This window comes from Stenotrophomonas sp. SAU14A_NAIMI4_5 (genome assembly GCF_003086795.1).
Taxonomy (GTDB): domain Bacteria; phylum Pseudomonadota; class Gammaproteobacteria; order Xanthomonadales; family Xanthomonadaceae; genus Stenotrophomonas.
The window spans coordinates 3,753,037-3,770,833 of sequence record NZ_CP026003.1 but is presented as its reverse complement, the minus strand read 5'-3'; the positions used below and the strand labels follow the sequence as shown (position 1 = coordinate 3,770,833).

General features: G+C 69.4%; 14 protein-coding genes. 7 read left to right on the top strand and 7 right to left on the bottom strand.

Annotation, left to right across the window (positions count from 1 at the left end; all coding sequences use genetic code 11):
* Positions 1 to 28: 28 nt before the first annotated feature.
* Positions 29 to 859 (top strand): S-formylglutathione hydrolase, encoded by an 831-nt coding sequence (gene fghA / locus C1925_RS17335; RefSeq protein ID WP_108769979.1) that lies wholly within the window; start codon positions 29 to 31, stop codon positions 857 to 859.
* Between the two features lie 62 nt (positions 860 to 921).
* On the opposite strand, the gene C1925_RS17330 is transcribed toward fghA, so the two are convergent.
* A complete protein-coding gene (locus C1925_RS17330; protein WP_108769978.1) occupies positions 922 to 1,785 on the bottom strand; it encodes a PA4780 family RIO1-like protein kinase in 864 nt (287 codons plus the stop codon).
* 198 nt (positions 1,786 to 1,983) lie between these two features.
* On the opposite strand from C1925_RS17330, the gene C1925_RS17325 reads away from it, so the two are divergent.
* The gene (locus tag C1925_RS17325; protein ID WP_108769977.1) at positions 1,984 to 3,429 is read left to right on the top strand and encodes a GGDEF domain-containing protein; all 1,446 of its coding nucleotides are present in this window, start codon (positions 1,984 to 1,986) and stop codon (positions 3,427 to 3,429) included.
* Positions 3,430 to 3,482: 53 nt separating this feature from the next.
* Here the strand turns inward: C1925_RS17325 and C1925_RS17320 are convergent, their stop codons facing one another.
* Positions 3,483 to 3,923 (bottom strand): universal stress protein, encoded by a 441-nt coding sequence (locus tag C1925_RS17320; RefSeq protein ID WP_108769976.1) that lies wholly within the window; start codon positions 3,921 to 3,923, stop codon positions 3,483 to 3,485.
* 140 nt (positions 3,924 to 4,063) lie between these two features.
* Between C1925_RS17320 and C1925_RS17315 the strand changes: the two genes are divergently transcribed.
* The 4 genes from C1925_RS17315 to C1925_RS17300 all read left to right on the top strand — a co-directional run bounded on the left by C1925_RS17315 (position 4,064) and on the right by C1925_RS17300 (position 9,221).
* Entirely contained in the window at positions 4,064 to 4,972 is a 909-nt protein-coding gene (locus C1925_RS17315; RefSeq protein ID WP_108769975.1) for a LysR family transcriptional regulator, read from the top strand.
* A gap of 265 nt (positions 4,973 to 5,237) precedes the next feature.
* Positions 5,238 to 6,752, top strand: a complete 1,515-nt coding sequence (locus C1925_RS17310; protein ID WP_108769974.1) for an MFS transporter — start codon at positions 5,238 to 5,240, stop codon at positions 6,750 to 6,752.
* A 22-nt stretch (positions 6,753 to 6,774) separates the two neighbouring features.
* Entirely contained in the window at positions 6,775 to 7,812 is a 1,038-nt protein-coding gene (locus tag C1925_RS17305) for an HlyD family secretion protein (protein WP_108769973.1), read from the top strand.
* The gene (locus C1925_RS17300; RefSeq protein ID WP_108769972.1) at positions 7,809 to 9,221 is read left to right on the top strand and encodes an efflux transporter outer membrane subunit; all 1,413 of its coding nucleotides are present in this window, start codon (positions 7,809 to 7,811) and stop codon (positions 9,219 to 9,221) included. Before C1925_RS17305 ends, C1925_RS17300 begins: the two co-directional genes overlap by 4 nt.
* A gap of 80 nt (positions 9,222 to 9,301) precedes the next feature.
* On the opposite strand, the gene C1925_RS17295 is transcribed toward C1925_RS17300, so the two are convergent.
* The 5 genes from C1925_RS17295 to C1925_RS17275 form a co-directional block, all read right to left on the bottom strand.
* Entirely contained in the window at positions 9,302 to 9,640 is a 339-nt protein-coding gene (locus C1925_RS17295) for a hypothetical protein (protein ID WP_108769971.1), read from the bottom strand.
* 69 nt (positions 9,641 to 9,709) lie between these two features.
* Positions 9,710 to 10,651: a DegV family protein gene (locus tag C1925_RS17290; RefSeq protein ID WP_108769970.1), complete on the bottom strand. Its 942-nt coding sequence runs from the start codon at positions 10,649 to 10,651 to the stop codon at positions 9,710 to 9,712.
* A 92-nt stretch (positions 10,652 to 10,743) separates the two neighbouring features.
* Positions 10,744 to 11,376: a DsbA family protein gene (locus C1925_RS17285; protein ID WP_108769969.1), complete on the bottom strand. Its 633-nt coding sequence runs from the start codon at positions 11,374 to 11,376 to the stop codon at positions 10,744 to 10,746.
* A gap of 18 nt (positions 11,377 to 11,394) precedes the next feature.
* Positions 11,395 to 12,660, bottom strand: a complete 1,266-nt coding sequence (locus C1925_RS17280; RefSeq protein ID WP_108770750.1) for an amidohydrolase family protein — start codon at positions 12,658 to 12,660, stop codon at positions 11,395 to 11,397.
* 17 nt (positions 12,661 to 12,677) lie between these two features.
* Entirely contained in the window at positions 12,678 to 14,084 is a 1,407-nt protein-coding gene (locus tag C1925_RS17275) for an amidohydrolase (protein WP_108769968.1), read from the bottom strand.
* Positions 14,085 to 14,332: 248 nt separating this feature from the next.
* On the opposite strand from C1925_RS17275, the gene C1925_RS17270 reads away from it, so the two are divergent.
* Positions 14,333 to 17,722 (top strand): autotransporter serine protease, encoded by a 3,390-nt coding sequence (locus C1925_RS17270; protein ID WP_108769967.1) that lies wholly within the window; start codon positions 14,333 to 14,335, stop codon positions 17,720 to 17,722.
* Positions 17,723 to 17,797: the final 75 nt, after the last annotated feature.

The window sequence follows — 17,797 nt, the reverse complement described above, 5'->3', positions numbered from 1 at the left end:
GCGTGCCTGCCGCCGCTGGGAGCACTCCATGGAACGCATCGAACACCGCGCCTGTTTCGGCGGCTGGCAGGACGTCTATCGCCATCATTCGACCACGCTGGGCTGCGACATGCAGTTCGCCGTGTACCTGCCGCCACAGGCCGCCACGCAGACGCTGCCGGTGCTGTACTGGCTGAGCGGCCTGACCTGCACCGAGCAGAACGTCATCACCAAGGCCGGCGCGCAGCGCTACGCCGCCGAGCATGGCGTCATCCTGGTGGCGCCGGACACCAGCCCGCGCGGCGATGACGTGGCCGATGCCGAAGGCTACGACCTGGGCAAGGGCGCGGGCTTCTACCTCAACGCCACCGAACAGCCGTGGGCGAAGCATTACCGCATGCACGACTACGTGGTGCACGAACTGCCGGCGCTGATTGAAGCGAACTTCCCGGCCAGCGATGCGCGCGCGATCAGTGGCCATTCGATGGGTGGGCACGGCGCGCTGGTGCTGGCGCTGCGCAACCCGGGCCGCTACCGCAGCGTGTCGGCGTTCTCGCCGATCGTGGCGCCGAGCCAGGTGCCGTGGGGCCAGAAGGCGTTCACTGCCTACCTGGGGGACAACCCGGCCGACTGGGCGCAGTGGGATGCCACCGCGCTGGTGGCCACCGCCAGCGAGCGCCTACCGCTGCTGGTCGACCAGGGTGATGGCGATGAGTTCCTGCAGAACCAGCTGCAGCCCGAACGCCTGCAGCAGGCCTGCGATGCCGTCGGCCATCCGCTGACCCTGCGCCTGCAGCCGGGCTACGACCACAGCTATTACTTCATCGCCAGCTTCATCGGTGAGCACATCGCCCATCACGCCCGCGCGCTGAAGGCCTGACCCTGACGGTAGTGCCGGCCGCTGGCCGGCATTGCCTTGAGAATCGTCGAGCAGGCTCGACGCTACCGGTCGTCGTCTTCTTCCGCCGCCTCACGCCCCTGCTGGCGGATCAGGGCTTCTTCGCGGGCATCGTTGATGGCGTAGCGCACGCTGTCCAGGTCGATGGTGGATTCATCGTGCACGAAGGTGCCGGTGAGTTCGCTGTCCGGCAGCAGGCTGCCAGCCTCGAACAGTGCCCACATCTCTTCGCCATACCAGGTGTCCAGCAGTTCGGGCGCGAAACGGCCCAGGTAGGCGGTGAGGTTGTTCACATCCCGCAGCAGCATGCTGCGCGCGGCGTTGTTACCGCCCGCACTGACCACCTGGGGGAAATCGATCACCACCGGGCCATCGGGACCGACCAGCACGTTGTACGGCGAGAGATCGCCATGGATCAGGCCGCAGCACAGCATGCGCACCACCTGCCGGACCAGGGTCTGGTGGAACTGGCGGGCCTGCTCCGGTTCCAGCTCCACCTCGCCGAGGCGGGCGGCGGAGAAACCGTCGGCATCGGTGACCAGCTCCATCACCAGCACGCCGTGGTAATACCCGTACGGCTCGGGCACGCGCACGCCGGCATCGCGCAGCAGGTACAGCGCGTCCACCTCGGTGTTCTTCCAGGCCGCCTCCTGCTGCTTGCGGCCGTACTTGCTGGCCTTGCCCACCGCACGCGCCTCGCGGCTGCCGCGCACCTTGCGGCCTTCCTGGTACTGCACGCGCTGCTGGAAGCTGCGCTGGGCCATGTCCTTGTAGACCTTCGCGCAGCGCACGTCGTCGCCGCTGCGTACCACGTACACGGCCGCTTCCTTGCCGCTCTTGAGCGGGCGTAGTACTTCATCGATCACGCCGTCGTCGATCAGCGCGCGCAGTGCTTCGGGGGTTTTCACGGGATCTCGGGGGCGGTCGGCGCACAGGCGCTCGCTGGGATGGGGGTGGATTTTCGCATTTACCGGTCGCGGCTGCCCAGCGGCCTCCCGGCGGGCCCGTGAGCGTCGCGGATCCGCTTTTTCCAAAGCGGATCACGCCGCAGTGGCCGCGGGCTGCGCTATGGTGCGCGCATACGGCCTTACGGATGGGGGGAGTGCATGCCGGTCGTGCTGGCGCTGCTGTACGTGCTGTGTCACGGGTTGGTCGTGGCGTTCTGGCCTGGGACGGCCGGTGGCGGATCCTTCGCCTTCCTGACCGCGGCACCGTTGCTGGCCGCGGCCGCCTGCCTCTGGCGGGCCCAGCGCGACTGTGCGGCGCTGGGCTGGCGCGCCACCGCGCTGGCCCTGCTGCTGTGGGCCGGTGGCATGGGCTTCAACATGGTCGATGCGCTCAGCGCCGGCCGCTCCAACATCACCCCCAGCGCCAGCTTGCTGCTGTACGTGCTGTACGGCGTGCCGCTGGTCTTCATCCTGGCCCGGGCACGCCGCGAGCGCTGGACCATCAGCCTCATCGACGGGCTGATGGCCGCCCTGCTGGGCGTGCTGTTCTTCGTGCACACCCAGTCCTTTGCCGACCGCATCGACATCGATGATCAGGCGATGGCCAACATGCAGCACATGTTCGACATCCAGAACCTGTGCATCGCTGCATTTGCCGTGGTGCGCTGGCTTGCCGGCGACGTGCCCGAGCGTCGTGCGTTCTTCCGTGCGCTGGCGCTGTATGCGCTGGGCTACCTGGTGGTGGCGTATTACATCAACCACTACACCGCCGAGCAGTCCTTCGGTGCCTACAACGACCTGCTGATCGACGTGCCGTTCCTGCTGCTGGCGGTGCTGGCCCTGCGCCAGTCCCCGGTGCCGGGGCGGGTGCTGCACCCGCGCCTGTCGCGGCTGGTGCAGGCCGGCGGGCCGATGATCCTGCCATTGCTGCTGCTGGTGGTCGGCACCCTGGTGGTGGACCACGCGCGGCCGCTGGCGGTAGCCGGGTTCGTGGTGGCCACGCTGGGCTTCGGCCTGCGCAGCACCCTGCTGCAGATCGACCTGCTGGAAGGCCAGGCCACCCTCGACCAGCTGGCGCGGCAGGACGGCCTGACCGGCGTGGCCAACCGGCGGCAGTTCGACACCGTGCTGCAGGCCGAATGGAACCGTGCCCGCCGCAGCGGCACCGAGCTGGCGCTGTTGCTGGTGGACATCGACCACTTCAAGGCATTCAACGACCAGCACGGCCACCCGGCCGGCGACCGCTGCCTGCGTGCGGTGGCGGCGGTGCTGCAGGCCACCGCCGGGCGCGCGGCCGACAGCGTGGCGCGCTATGGCGGCGAGGAGTTCGCGGTGATCGTGCCGGGCAGTCCGCTGTCGGGCGTGCTGGCACTGGCCGAGCGGCTGCGCATGGCGGTGGAAGCGCTGAGCCTGCCCGAAGGCCCGGTCAGCATCAGCATCGGCGTGGCCTACCTGCACCCGCCGGCCACGGCCAGCGCCGACCAGCTGCTGGCCGATGCCGATGCCGGGCTGTACGCCGCCAAGCGCGCCGGCCGCAACCAGGTGACCCTGCACGCACGGGTGCTGGACGACGAGAGCGGCGAGGAAGGCGTGATCGATTGTTGAGGCGGGCGCGGCACCGGTAGTTGCCAACCTTGGTTGGCAGCCTTCTGGTCGGGTCAGCCGCCGCGCGTCTCCACCAGCACCGGACACGGCGCGTGGTCCAGCGTCCACTGCGCCACCGAGCTGTCGAGCAGGCGCTGCAGCCGTGACAGGTGCCGGTGGCCGATAACGATCAGGTCGGCGCCCAGCTCGCGCGCCTGGGTGCTGATCACCTCGGCGGGATCGCCTGCCGGCAGCAGCGGGCGGGCATCTACCCCACGCTCGCGCAGCTGTGCGATGGCGTCCTGCAGCAGGCCTTCGGCCTTCGCCCGCTGGCGTTCGGCGGCGGGGTACTCGCGGCGGTCGGCATCGCTGGCATCGGCGGGCAGGGCGAACTCCGGATCGAGCACGCACAGCAGGTGGATGCGGCTGCGCGGTCCGGCAACGTGGGTGACCAGATCCAGCAGGGTGTCGTGCTGGGGGCCGCCGTCGAGGGCGACCAGCAGGGTTATGAACATGGGGGGCTCCTTGGCAGGGGGTGATGGTCGCCCATGCCGCGCCGTGCACCCATGCCGTGCGGCGCAGGCAATACCTGCACCGGATGCAATCGACATTGACCAAGGGTGTCGTAGAGTCACTCCACCTGTTGGAGACTGCCATGCCCCTGCCTGACCTGAACCTGCTGCTCGCCCTCGACGTCCTGCTGGACGAAGGCAGCGTCGCCGGGGCGGCGCGGCGCATGAACCTCAGTGCCCCGGCCATGAGCCGGACCCTGGGGCGGATCCGCGACGCGCTGGGTGACCCGGTGCTGGTGCGCGCCGGCCGCGGCCTGGCCCCGACCCCGCGCGCGCTGGAGCTGCGCGAACAGGTGCGCGACGTGATCGAGCAGGCGCACCGGGTGTTCCATGACGGCCGCGAAGTGGACATCCAGACCCTGGAGCACACCTTCAGCATCCGCGCCAACGATGTGTTCATCGGCAGCTACGGCGGCCGCCTGCGCGAGGTGTTCCGCCAGCAGGCGCCGCGCTGCACGCTGCGCTTCATGCCCGAAGGCGATACCGATGATGATGCGATGGTGCAGGGCCGGATCGACCTGTTCATCAGCACGGCCGGCAAGCATGCGCCGGAGACCAAGGTGCAGAACCTGTTCACCACGGCGCTGCTGGGTGCGGCGCGCGAGGATCATCCACTGTTCGACGGGGACATCACCGCCGAGCGCTTCGCTGCCTGCGACCACATCTCCGTTTCGCGGCGCGGCATCGCCCACGGTCCGATCGATGATGAGCTGGCGCAACTCGGCCTGAGCCGACGCGTGGCGATGGTGATCCCCACCTTCCATGGCGCGATCTTCGCGGCGGCATCGTCGGATCTGGTGCTGCCGCAGATGCCGAGCGTCATGCTTGATCGCATCACCTACATGGGGCTGCCGCTGCGCATGTTCCCGCTGCCGGTATCGGTGCGTACGGTGGCCCTGGTGCAGGCCTGGCACCCGCGCATGGACAACGATCCGGCACATCGCTGGCTGCGCCGCGCGATCAAGACGATGTGCGACGCGGACGCTGTGTAGAGCCGAGCCCGAAAGGCGTGCCGACCAACGGTCGGCACCCACCAGGCCCCTGTGCCGACCAACGGTCGGCACCTACCAGCATCCTGTGCCGACCAACGGTCGGCACCTACCAGTAATTCACAACCCGTGCGTCTGGCGCACGGCTGGCATCGCATCCACGCCATTTTTCGCAGCAGTGGGCCTGCCTAGACTGCGCTCCCCACATTCACGGAGCGCACGCCATGTCGCTTCACCTGCCGTGCGCTGCACGGATCGGCCGCCGCCGATGAGCGCGGTCGCCCTGCCACGGGCTCCGGCCGCCCCCATTGCCCCCGCCTTCGACCGCCGCATCGTGGTCGGCCTGTGCGGCGTGCTGCTGGTGGTGCTGGTGTCGGGCTTCAACGAGAACATCACCAAGGTCGCGCTGGCCGATATCCGCGGCGCGATGGGTTTCAGCGTCGACGACGGCAGCTGGATCATCAGCGTGTACAGCGCGATGTCGGTCAGCGCCATGGCCTTCGCGCCCTGGTGCGCCGTGACCTTTTCGCTGCGCCGCTTCGCCCTGGTGATGATCGCCGCCTTCATGCTGCTGGGCGTGCTGTGCCCGCTGGCGCCGAACCTGCCGACCTTCCTGCTGCTGCGCGGGCTGCAGGGCCTGGCCGGGGGCGCGCTGCCGCCGCTGCTGATGAGCGTGGCCCTGCGCTTCCTGCCGCCGGGCATCAAGCTGTACGGCCTGGCCGGCTATGCGCTGACGGCGACGTTCGGACCGAGCATGGGCACGCCGCTGGCGGCGCTGTGGGTCGAGCACGCCGGCTGGCAGTTCGCGTTCTGGCAGATCGTGCCGTTCTGCGTGGCCGGCATGGCGATGGTGGGCTGGGGGCTGCCGCAGGACCCGCTGCGGCTGGAACGCTTCGCCCAGTTCAATGGCGTGGGCCTGGCGCTGGGGCTGCCCGCGCTGGTGATGCTGGTGCTGGGCCTGACCCAGGGCGCGCGCCTGAACTGGTTCGACTCATCGTTGATCACGGTGCTGCTGGGCGGTGGCGGCGGCCTGCTGGTGCTGTTCTTCATCAACGAATGGTTCCACCCGCTGCCGTTCTTCAAGCTGCAGCTGCTGGCCCATCGCAACCTCAGCTACTCGCTGGTGACCTGCATCGGCGTGCTGTTCGTGCTGCTGGCAGTCATCTCCATTCCGTCCGGCTACCTGGCCAGCGTGCAGGGCTATCGGCCGCTGCAGACCGCACCGATGCTGCTGTGGGTCGCGCTGCCGCAGGTCATCGCGCTGCCGCTGGTGGCCACCCTGATGAACCAGCGTGCGGTGGATTGCCGCTGGGTGCAGGCGACGGGGCTGGTCCTGCTGGCCGCCGCCTGCTTCATCGGCGCGCACCTGGATGTGCAGTGGAACCGCGACAACTTCCTGTGGGTGCAGCTGCTGCAGGTGGTGGCGCAGCCGATGGCGGTGCTGCCGCTGCTGCTGCTGGCCACCACGGGCCTGGCACCGCAGGACGGCCCCTATGCCTCGGCCTGGTTCAACACCGTCAAGGGTTTTTCCGCAGTGTTTGCCGGCGGCGTGCTCGACGCGGTCGGGCAGTCGCGGCGCCACCTCCATTCCACGGCGCTGGTGGACCACCTGGGCAACCAGCCGTGGCTGCCGGCCAGCACCGATCTGCCCGCCCGCCTGCACGCCCAGGTACAGGCGCTGACCTCGGCCGACCTGTACTGGCTGGTCGCGCTGGTGGCCCTGGGCTGCCTGCCGCTGCTGGCGTGGGCCACCCGCGTCCATCCGCCACGTGCCGTGGCCTGACCCCCTTCGCAAGGAATCCCCCATGACCGTCAACAAGACAACCCTCAACACCGGCCTCGCCCTGGGCGTGCTGGCCCTGGCCATCGGCGGCTGGCTGCTGCTGCGCGACGGGCGCTACCAGCGCACCGACAACGCCTACGTCAATGCCGATTTCACCGTGGTTGCGCCGAAGGTGGCCGGCTTCGTCAGCAGCGTCGACGTGCAGGACAATCAGCGGGTGAAGGCCGGCGACGTGCTGGCCCGCATCGACGACCGCGATTACCAGGTGGCGTTGCAGGCCGCGCGCGCCGATCTGGCCAACGCGCGCGCGCAACTGGCCAATGCACAGGCCGCGCTTGCCCAGCAGGGCTCGCTGATCGAACAGGCCCGGGCCAGCGTCGATGTCAGCCGCTCCGAACTGACCCTGGCCAGCGCCGACCAGCAGCGCTACCGCGAACTGGCCCGCGATGGTGCCGGCACCGTGCAGAACGCGCAGCAGGCGCAGTCGAAGCAGGCCGTGGCCAACGCGCACCTGCAGCAGGGCCAGGCGGCGCTGAGCACCGCACGCCAGCGCACCGACATCCTGGCCGCCGGCGTGCAGTCCGCACAGGCCGCCGTGCAGCGCGCTGAGGCCGCGCAGGCACGCGCGGAGCTGGACCTTTCCCACACCGAGCTGCGCGCGCCGATTGACGGTGTGGTCGGCCGCCGTGCGGTGCGCGTGGGCGCCTACCTGACCCCCGGTACGGCGGTGGCCGCGGTGGTGCCGCTGCAGCGCGCCTTCGTGGTCGCCAACTTCCAGGAAACGCAGATGACCCGCATGCATGCCGGGCAGCCGGTGGAGCTGACGGTGGACGTGTTTCCCGGCACGCGCCTGCACGGCCACATCGACAGCATCGCCCCGGCCACCGGTGTGACCTTTGCCGCCGTCGCGCCGGAGAATGCCACCGGCAACTTCACCAAGGTGGTGCAGCGCATCCCGGTGAAGATCGTGCTGGAGCCGGGCCAGCCGCTGGCGGAGCAGCTGCGCGCCGGCATGTCGGTGGAAGCGCGCGTGGACCTGCAGGGCGGGGAGGGCGCATGAGCGCGCATCAGGTGGCGAAGACGCTGGCCAGCGCGGCGCTGTGCCTGGCCGTGGCGGCCTGCACGATGGGCCCGGACTTCGTACGGCCACAGGCCCAGCTGCCGGCACAGTGGCAGGGTGACGCCGTGGCCACTGTGACCCTCGACGACGATGCGGCGTGGTGGGCGGGCTTCGATGATCCGCTGCTGGGCCAGCTTGCGCAGCAGGTGCTGCAGTCCAACCTGGACCTGCAACTGGCGGCCAACCGCGTGCAGCAGAGCCGCGCGGCGCGTGGCATCAGCGCGGCCGACCGGCTGCCCTCGGTGGCGGCCAGCGCCAGTGGCGTGCGTGCGCGTAACAGCGAGGTGGGCCTGAGCGATCCGTCCGGCAACGCCGGCCGCGAAGACTACGGCCTGTTCCAGGCCGGCATCGGCCTGAGCTGGGAACTGGACCTGTGGGGCCGCGTGCGCCGCCAGGTGGAAGCCGCCAATGCGCGCGTGCAGATGGCGGAGGAGGATGCGCATGCCGTGCGCATCGCGCTGCTGGCCGAAACCGCGCGATCCTACCTGCAGCTGCGCGCAACCTCGCAGCTGCTGGCGATCACCGAGGACAACCTGGGCATCGCCGCCGACATCCAGCGGCTGACCGAGGCGCGGCAGCGCCAGGGCGTGGCCAGCACGCTGCAGGTATCAAGCGCGGCGGCGCAGGTGGCCGCGCTGCAGGCACGCGTCGCGCCGCTGCGGCACCGGCAGTCGCAGCTGCGCAACGCGCTGGCGTTCCTGCTGGCCAGGCCGCCGCAGGCGCTGGATGCGCAGCTGCAGGACGTGCGCAGCGACTGGCCGGCACTGCCCGACGTGGCCGTGGGCCTGCCCAGTGAACTGGCCGAACGCCGCCCGGACATCCGCCGCGCCGAAGCAGCGTTGCATGCGGCCACCGCGAACATCGGCGTGGCCAAGGCCAGCTTTCTGCCGCGCATCACCTTGAATGGCGATGCCGGTTTCCAGGCCAAGCAGCTGGATGACCTGGACGGCTGGGATGCGCACCGCTTCAGCATCGGTCCGTCGATCAGCCTGCCGATCTTCCAGGGTGGGCGGTTGAAAGCAAACCTGGCGCTGAGCCGGCTGCAACAGCAGCAGTCCGCGCTGCAGTTCCAGCGCACGGTGCTGCAGGCCTGGCATGAAGTGGACGATGCCATCGATGGCTACGCGGCCGAGCAGCAGCGCACGACGCAGCTGCAGGTGGCGGTGGCGCAGAGCGAGACGGCCCTGGGGGCGGCGCGGCGCCAGTACCAGGCTGGTGTGGTCGACATGCTGGATGTGCTGAGCACCCAGCGCATCGCGCTGGACAACCAGGCCGCGCTGGCCAACAGCCAGGCCACGGCCGCGATAGCAAGGGTGGAGCTGTACCGCGCGCTGGGCGGCGGCTGGTAACGACATGGAATCGCCGGGCGTGGCCCGGCGCTACCCATCGTGGCGGTAGCGCCGGGCCATGCCCGGCGGGTGCGGGCGCCTCAACGCACGTCGCGCAGTTCCCAGTGGTGGCCGGCCAGCAGGCGCAGGCGCTGCTTGAACACATCACTGTCGATGCGGGTGGTGGCCACCAGGTTGATGCGCAGGTCCTTCTGCTCGCCGGTCACGGTGGCGTCCGGGTCGGTCACGCCCCACTGCGGTTCCACGGCGTCCGGGTCGGGCTGCTTGGCCTTCCAGCGCTCGAACAGGGTGCCCCTGCGCAGGGCATCCTGCAGCTCCTCGGCGAAACCGCCGGCGCTCTGCGAATGGAAGGACAGGTCAGGGTCGTTGCCGCGGGCCTTGGACGGGTCGGGCAGGCTGATGTGGTACTGCGCAGGCATGGTTCGTCTCCTTGAGGTGTGGCAAGGCTGGCACAGCCGCAGTGCAATGCTTGTGTACGCCAGAACGGCTTATTCGAAGCGATGCGGCCCATCGGCAAAGCCGATCGTCACCGCGCCCTTGCCCACGTTGACCATGCCGGTCAGGCTCATCACCGACTCGTACACCGCCACGTCGTGGCTGGCGCACAGGTCCTTCATCGCGGCATAGCCGGGCAGGGCACGCAGTTCCTCCAGCTCGCCGCCATAGCTGACGCAGACGGTGGGGGTCATCAGGCCGTTGCGCACGCGCTGGCCGACCACGCCGAACAGCTTCTGCACGGCGTTGTCGAAGCCCTTGATCTTGGCCACCGGCCCGGTCTCGCCCTTGTAGCCGTGCAGCACCGGCTTGATGTCCAGCGCGCTGCCCAGCGCGGCGCTGAGCAGGCCGACGCTGCGGTCGCCCTTGTGGCGGGCGCGGGCGCGCATGTAGTACAGGTCGCGGGTGACCATGTAGCCGTGCACGTTGCCGAACAGTTCTTCCAGCCGCTCGCGGATCTGCTGCACGCTGGCACCGCTGTCGCGCAGCCGCACCGCCTCCACCGCGGTCACCGCCTGGGCGGCGAACAGGTTCTGGGTATCCAGCACGCGCAGCGCGAACGGCGAGTTGTAGCCCGCCGCCTGGCGCACGGGCTTGTAGTCGTTGAGGATGGCGAAGCTGGCCTGCAGCGCGTTGTCGTGGATCGGACTGCGCGTCTTGGTGATGGTCATGCAGAACACGTGGTCGTAATCGATCACCAGCTGCTGCAGGAACAGATCGCGGATCTGGTTGACGCTGAAGGGGATGGTCTCGGCTTCGGCACCATGCTCGGCCACGTGGGCGTGCAGGAAGCTGAGCGTCGCCTGCTCGTCGCGGTGGTCGGCCAGCACCGCTTCGCCGATCCGCACGGTGATCGGCAGCACCACGATGTTGTGCGCGGCAATGAAATCCTGCGGCAGGTCGCAGGCCGAATCGACAACGATTCCGATGCGCATCCGGCTCCCCCTCCAGGGCGGTTGTAGGTTCGGAATGTGAAAGCTATCGCAATTTTATCCGGGGCGCGCGAGGGAATTGCGCCACTGCCTGTTCAGCGATTGCGCTGCACCGCCACTGGAAGCGTTACCACGGCCTGCCAGTCCGGACGCTGCAGCAGGCCGGGGTCGGCCAGCACGGCGGCCATCATCGGGTGCGCATCGTTGCCCCAGAACAGTTCGCCGTCGATGGACAGGGTCGGCACGCCGAACAGGCCGGCGTCGATCGCGGCCTCGGTATTGCGGCGCAGCTGTTCCTTCACTGACGCTTCGGCGCAGGCCGCCTGAACGTCGTTGATGCCCAGCCGGGCCGCCGGTATGCGCAGCGTTTCGGCGCTGTCACCGGTATTGCCTTCGCGCCAGATCCAGTCGAACAGCACATCCACCGCCTGCGTGCTGGCCCCGGCGGCCAGGCACAGGCGCAGCGCGGCCAGAGGGTTGAACGGATGGGCGGGCGGGAAGCGCAGCGGCGTGCCTTCGGCCTGCGCCGTCCACAGCAGCTGCCGGTAGATGAAACGGCGCTTGGCCGGAATCTCGGCCGGGCCGAGGTTGCCCAGGTGGTGCAGCACCGCGCCGAAGGCGATCGGCACCGGCTGGATGGCTGCGAACTGCGGCAGCTGCTTGACCTTCTGCCAGTGCAGGTAGGAGTAGGGCGAGACGAAATCGAAGTACCAGCGCAGGGTCGGCATCGGCGGATTCCTCGTAGGTCAGGGCTGCGCGTTGTGCTGCAGGTAGCGGTCACGCAGTTCGGTCTGGCGCGAGCGCATCGGCATCGCGCGCCCACCCAGCCAGACCTGTTCTGCATAGTGCGCCACATCCAGCGGATCGCCCTCCCACAGCACCAGGTCGGCGCGCTTGCCCGGTTCGATGGTGCCGATCTGGTCGGCCACGCCCAGCACCTGTGCCGGCACCCGGGTCAGCCCGGCCAGGCCATCGGCCCAGGGCAGGCCATTGGCCACTGCATTGCCGGCCAGCTGGCGCATCTTGCGCGCATTGTGCGAGGCGTCGTCGCGCTGGGCGAAGCTGACCGGTACGCCCGCGCGCTGCAGGCGCGCGGCGTTTTCCAGGGTGGCGCCGATCTGGTCGAAGCTGGTGGGCAGGTTGCCCAGCGCATCGACGAACACCGGCACCTGTGCCGCCGCCAGTTCCGCGGCCATCTGCCAGGCCTCGGCGCCACCGGCGATGGCGATCTTCACCTTCTCGCGCGCAGCCCAGTGCAGCAGCTGGCGGATGTCGGCGGCACGGTCCACTTCCACCACGATGCGGCCCTGGCCGGAGAGATAGCGGGCCAGGGTGCGGCGGCCGGCGGGTGTCAGCAGCGCATGCGGTGAGTCGGCGGCGACCTGGCCGCGCGCTTCGTCCACCATCTGCTGCAGCAGCATCCACTGCGCCGCGCGCGATTGCCCGGTCAGCTCAGACGCAGCCGCGCCCAGGCGCAGGAACAGCGCACGCGGGCCGATCGGGTCGGCACTGCCATCCAGGCGCATCACGCCGCCCTGGCCGGCCACGAAGCCACCGCCGGTGGCTGCGCCCAGCGCGGTGAAACCGATGCCATCCAGGCGCGCCACGGGAATCAGCACCGAGGCCGGGTTGTAGGCGAGGGTGACGTCGAATTCCGGGCGCAGCGGCTGCTCGCCGATCTTCAGCGTGCTGTCCACCGTGCTCGATTCACCGGAGACCTCTTCGATGCCGATCTCGGTGATGCCGCCGAACAGGGCCGGAGTGAGCGGGCGGCCGTTGGCCTCCACCACGGCCACGCCGCCCGGTGCCGCCAGGCCGGGGCCGACCGCGCGGATCATGCCGCCCTGCACCAGCACGTCGGTGTTCTGCAAGCTGCCGCGCGCGCTGGCGGTATGCACCGTGGCATTGCGGACCAGCAGGTCCTGCGCCGAAGCCGCGGTTGCCAGCAACAACAGTGCGACCACGGTAGCGCCGGGCCATGCTCGGCGGCTCTTCCTGACAGGCTTCGTCATCTGCGTGGAACGGCCCATCAGCGCACCTCCTGGCCAAGCTGGAAATCCGAACGCGGCGTCGCCGCCGGCGCACCGCGGTCATACAGACGGCGGCCATCGACGAAGACCTGCTCGGCCAGCGCATACGAACTGAAGGGATTGCCGTTCCACACCACCACGTCGGCCATCTTGCCGGCCTCCAGGGTGCCGGTCTGGCCTTCGATGCCCAGCGCCTTGGCGGCGTTGGCGGTCATCCAGGTGATCGCGTGCTCCGGGGTGATGTCCGGCATGCGCGCGCGGCGTGCTGCGGCCATCACCTTGGCCGCTTCCTGGTTGAGGCGCTGGATGCCCTCGGGCGAATCGGAATGGACGATGGCGCAGCTGTTCTTCGGCCGGTCGACCAGCGCGATGTTCTCGGCGATGCCATCGAAGGCTTCCATCTTGAAGCCCCACCAGTCGGCCCAGAGCGCACCGCAGACGCCATCGGCGGCCAGCCGGTCGGCCAGCTTGTAGGCTTCCACGCCGTGGTGGAAGGCGGCCACCTTGAAGCCGAATTCCTTGGCCAGGTCGAGCATGGTGGCCATCTCGTCGGCGCGGTAGCAGTGGATGTGCACGCGGATGTCGCCCTGGATGGCGCCGGCCAGCGTGTCCAGCTTGAGGTCGCGCTTGCCGCCGGCATCACCGGCGCTGTCGCCCTTGTCGCTGCCGAACCAGCCCTTGCGCTTGGCCGGCTTCGGGCTGTTCTTGGCGATGTAGTCGGCCGCGTCGATGAAGGCGGCGCGGTAGCCGGCCACGTTGCCCATGCGCGTGGCCGGGGCGGTGCCCTTTCCGCCGTAGACGCGCTTCGGGTTTTCGCCGCAGGCCATTTTCAGGCCCCACGGCGCGCCGGGGAATTTCATCGCCTGGTAGGTGGTGGCCGGCACGTTCTTCAGCACCACGCCGCGGCCGCCGACCAGGTTGGCCGAGCCGGGCAGCACCTGCATGCTGGTCACGCCACCGGCCAGGGCCGCGGTGAAGCCGGGATCCTGCGGCCACACCGAGTGCTCGGCCCAGACATTGGCGGTGACCGGCGCGGTCATCTCGTTGCCGTCGCTGTGCGCGCTGACGCCCGGGCTGGGGTAGACGCCCAGGTGCGAATGCACGTCGATCAACCCGGGGGTGACCCACTTGCCCTGCGCATCGATGCGGGTGATGCCGGCATCGGCCTGCAGCTGCGCGCCGACGGCGACGATGCGGCCGTCGCGCAGCAGCACGTCGGCATGCTCCAGGCGCTGGCCGGTGCCGGTCAGCACGGTGGCGTTCTGGATCAGCACCGGGCCGTCGGGGTGGGCCTGGTAGGTGCTGGGGTAGGGGTCGGCGACGAAGCGCGACGCGCCCACCGCCGGTGCGGTGCTCAGTGAGGCCAACGCCAGGCCAAGCCCGGCGCGCAACAGCGTGGATGGCATGCAGATTCCCCTGGCAGGCGCGTGAATCCACCGACGCTATCCGGCGCCGGGGGCGCTTGCCAAGTGACGTTGGGCAGGGGCGGATGTAGGAATTTCCCTATACAGAAATTGTGAACGAAGCATTAATTTTTGGTGACACCTGCGGTGTTCGAACGCAGCAGCGTGTGGCTCTCCCCTTGCTGGCGGCCCTGTGCCAACGCGCATGGCTGGCATCGCACCTCCCATGGAATTCAAGGACGTACCTGTTGATGAGCGTTTCCACGTCGTACCGTACCGCCGCTGCGCGCCGCGCCTTCCTGCCCTCGCCGCTGGCTTCGGCCATTGTCGGCTCGCTGCTGGTGGCCGCCTCGCTGCCGGCCCTGGCCCAGGGCAGCAGTGACGAGCTGTCGCGTTATCAGTTCCAGCGCAGCCTGCAGGCCGCCTTCGCCGCACCGGCGCTGGTCACCACCGCCACCCCGTCGCGCGCGTTTGCCACGACCGCCGATGATGAAGCCGCTGAGCCGGTCATGGGCCAGGCCGGTGATGCCGCCAGCTGGCGCACCACCGAATTCAACAACGACTGGGGCCTGGGCGCGATCAATGCCGATGCCGCCTATGCGCGCGGCCTGACCGGCAAGGGCATCCGCCTGGGCGTGTTCGACAGCGGCACCGGCCTTGAGCACGACGAGTTCGCCGGCAAGGACCACCGCAGCATCCACCTGGCTGACGTGCTGGCCGACGGCAGCCTGTGCAGCCGCGAAGTGCTGGACGGCCCGGATGCCTGCTTCGTCAGCGATGGCGACCAGGTCGCGGTGTCCTACCAGCTGATCGACCCGGACTGGGAGCAGCTGCTCAACAACAACGGCTTCTACGAAGGCCTGAGCTACAACCTGCACGGCACCCACGTGTCGGGCACCATCGCCGCCAACCGCGATGGCAACGGCACCCATGGCGTGGCCTTCGGTGCCGACCTGAGCGTGGCCCGCCTGTTCTCCAACAGCGTCACCTACCTTTCGGTGGTGCGCATCGGCAACAGCCTGTACCTGGACGAACAGACCGTGGCCGCGATCTCGGCCGCCGATTCGATCTATCCGCAGCTGTACGCGCAGATGAACGAACAGCGCGTGCGTGCGATCAACCACAGCTGGGGCCTGGCCAACGAGCCGGAGACCGCTGAAGACCTGGATTTCTACCAGTCGCACCCGGTGTTTGCCGAAAGCCTGGCAGCGATGGCCGAAGGTTCGCGCAGCAGCGGCCTGATCCAGGTCTGGGCAGCCGGCAACACCAATGCCGTCAATCCTTCGCCCGAAGAAGCGCCGATCGCCGGCATGTTCGCTTCGCTGCCGCGCGCCATCGCCGATATCGAGCCGTACTGGCTGGCCGTGGTCAACGTCAATGAAGACCTGGAACTGAGCAACCGCTCGATGCGTTGCGGCCTGGCCGCCAACTGGTGCCTGGCGGCACCGGGTTCGAACATCACCTCCACCGTGTACGGCGACGATTCGGTGCTGGAAGGCGACCTGTACGACGACAACGGCAACCTGGTGCTGGAAGTCCTGAGCCAGGATCCGACCTCGGCCTACGCTGACATGAGCGGCACCTCGATGGCGGCCCCGCACGTGACAGGCGCACTGGGCCTGCTGTTCGAGCGCTTCCCGTACCTGGACAGCGCGCAGGTGCGCGACGTGCTGCTGACCACCGCCACCGATCTCGGTGCCGAGGGCGTGGACGATGTCTACGGCTGGGGCCTGATGGACCTGGCCAAGGCGGTCGAGGGCTATGGCTCGCTGCGCGTGGACACCGACGTGGTGATGAACCAGAAGGCCGGTGGCCTGAAGGTGTGGGAAGGCGATGCATGGGACGACTGGACCAATGACATCGGCGGCCCGGGCAAGCTGACCAAGAGCGGCATCGGCTGGCTGCGCCTGAGCGGCGACAACAGCTTCAACGGCGCCGTGGTGCGCGAAGGCGTGCTGGAACTGGACGGCGTCAATACGCTGACCAGCGCCGTCGAGGTGAACGGTGGCAGCCTGCTGCTCAACGGCACCCTGAAGAACACCGCGCTGAACACCAGCGCAGGTCTCGGCGTCGTCAGCAGCACCGGTGTGCTGGACGGCTCGGATCTGAGCGTGTCCGGCGGCGTGGTCTCGTTCAACGGCGTGCAGACTGGTGGCCAGACCTTCGTCGGCGCCAAGGGCACGCTGAAGGGCGTGGGCGAGCTGGGCGACACCACCGTGTCCGGCATCATCGCGCCGGGCAACTCGATCGGCACGCTGACCATCAACGGCGACTACGTGCAGACCGCCAGCGGCGTCTACCAGGCCGAACTGGCCCCGGGCGGCCGCAGCGACCTGCTGCACGTCACCGGCACCGCCACCCTCGGCGGCTCGCTGGTGGCACTGCCGGAAGCGGGCACCTACTACCTGGGCGAGCAGTTCAACTTCCTGCAGGCCGATGGCGGCACGATCGGCCAGTTCGCCACCACCGACTTCAGCGCGTTCTCTCCCTTCATGAAGTTCAGCCTGGTCTACGGCGCTGCCGGCGCCCGGATCGAGGTGGCCCGCGGCGCCGCACTCGCCAGCGCCGCCACCACCGCCAACCAGCGGGCCGTGGCCGGCGTGGCCGACACCCTGGCCGTCGGCCAGGGCCTGCCGCGTCCGCTGACCCTGCTGTTCCCGGAACAGGTGGGCGCGGCGCTGGACGGCCTGAGCGGCGAGCTGCACGCAGCTACCGCGGCAGCGCTGGTGGAAAGCAGCCGCAACGTGCGTGATGCCGCGCTGTCGCGCCGTGCCGGTGCCACCGCACCGGGCACCAGCGATGCCGGTGCAACCGGCGTCTGGGTGCAGGCCATCGGCGGCAGCACCACCCTGGACGGCAACGTCAACAGCGCTCGCACCCAGGCCAACAACAACGGCCTGCTGGTCGGCGTGGACCGCGAGTTCGGCGGCTGGCAGGTGGGCGTGCTGGCCGGTACCGGCCGTACCGACGTGAAGCAGCAGCAGGGCCGTCGTGCGCGCTCGAAGATCGACAACACCCACTTCGGCGCGTACGCCAGCCACAACTGGGGCGGGTTCGGCCTGCGTGGCGGCCTGGCGGTGAGCAACCACGACGTGGACAGCACCCGCGAGCTGGCGTTCTCCGGGTACAGCGACACGCTGAGCGCCCGCTACGACGCCCGCACCCGCCAGGCGTTCATCGAAGCGGCCTACCGCTTCGGTGGCCGTGAAGCCGGCCTGGAGCCGTACCTGCAGGTGGCCCGCGTGGAAGTGGACACCAAGCACATCGACGAGCGTGGCGGTGCCGCCGCCCTGCAGGGCCGGGTCGACGATGCCCGCACCACCGTGGCCACGGCCGGTGTGCGCTTCGACAAGGGCCTGAAGGCCTCGTTCCAGCAGGACAGCTGGCTGCACGTGACCGGTGGGGTGGGCTACCGCCGGGCCAGCGGCGACCGTGACCCGTCGGCAACGCTGGCCTTCGCCAGCGGCAGCGACGCGTTCGTGGTCAGCGGTGCGCCGATCGCCGACAGTGCAGTGGTGGCCGAGCTGGGCCTGTCGGCCTGGCTGACCGAACGCCAGCAGCTGGAACTGGGCTACAGCGGCCAGTACGGTGATGAGAGCCGTGACCACGGTGCCAACCTGCGCTGGTCGGTGCGCTTCTAAGCGCCCGGCGAGGCAGTAACGGTTCCCGGGCAGGACGTGCCGGGAACCCCGAAGGGCGGCCGCAGGGCCGCCCTT

Coding starts and splice junctions, on each gene's coding strand:
- C1925_RS17280 (WP_108770750.1), bottom strand. CDS start 12,660: ATGACGAAGCCTGTCAGGAAGAGCCGCCGAGCATGGCCCGGCGCTACC.
- C1925_RS17275 (WP_108769968.1), bottom strand. CDS start 14,084: ATGCCATCCACGCTGTTGCGCGCCGGGCTTGGCCTGGCGTTGGCCTCA.
- C1925_RS17325 (WP_108769977.1), top strand. CDS start 1,984: ATGCCGGTCGTGCTGGCGCTGCTGTACGTGCTGTGTCACGGGTTGGTC.
- C1925_RS17310 (WP_108769974.1), top strand. CDS start 5,238: ATGAGCGCGGTCGCCCTGCCACGGGCTCCGGCCGCCCCCATTGCCCCC.
- C1925_RS17290 (WP_108769970.1), bottom strand. CDS start 10,651: ATGCGCATCGGAATCGTTGTCGATTCGGCCTGCGACCTGCCGCAGGAT.
- C1925_RS17300 (WP_108769972.1), top strand. CDS start 7,809: ATGAGCGCGCATCAGGTGGCGAAGACGCTGGCCAGCGCGGCGCTGTGC.
- C1925_RS17295 (WP_108769971.1), bottom strand. CDS start 9,640: ATGCCTGCGCAGTACCACATCAGCCTGCCCGACCCGTCCAAGGCCCGC.
- fghA (WP_108769979.1), top strand. CDS start 29: ATGGAACGCATCGAACACCGCGCCTGTTTCGGCGGCTGGCAGGACGTC.
- C1925_RS17270 (WP_108769967.1), top strand. CDS start 14,333: ATGAGCGTTTCCACGTCGTACCGTACCGCCGCTGCGCGCCGCGCCTTC.
- C1925_RS17315 (WP_108769975.1), top strand. CDS start 4,064: ATGCCCCTGCCTGACCTGAACCTGCTGCTCGCCCTCGACGTCCTGCTG.
- C1925_RS17305 (WP_108769973.1), top strand. CDS start 6,775: ATGACCGTCAACAAGACAACCCTCAACACCGGCCTCGCCCTGGGCGTG.
- C1925_RS17320 (WP_108769976.1), bottom strand. CDS start 3,923: ATGTTCATAACCCTGCTGGTCGCCCTCGACGGCGGCCCCCAGCACGAC.
- C1925_RS17285 (WP_108769969.1), bottom strand. CDS start 11,376: ATGCCGACCCTGCGCTGGTACTTCGATTTCGTCTCGCCCTACTCCTAC.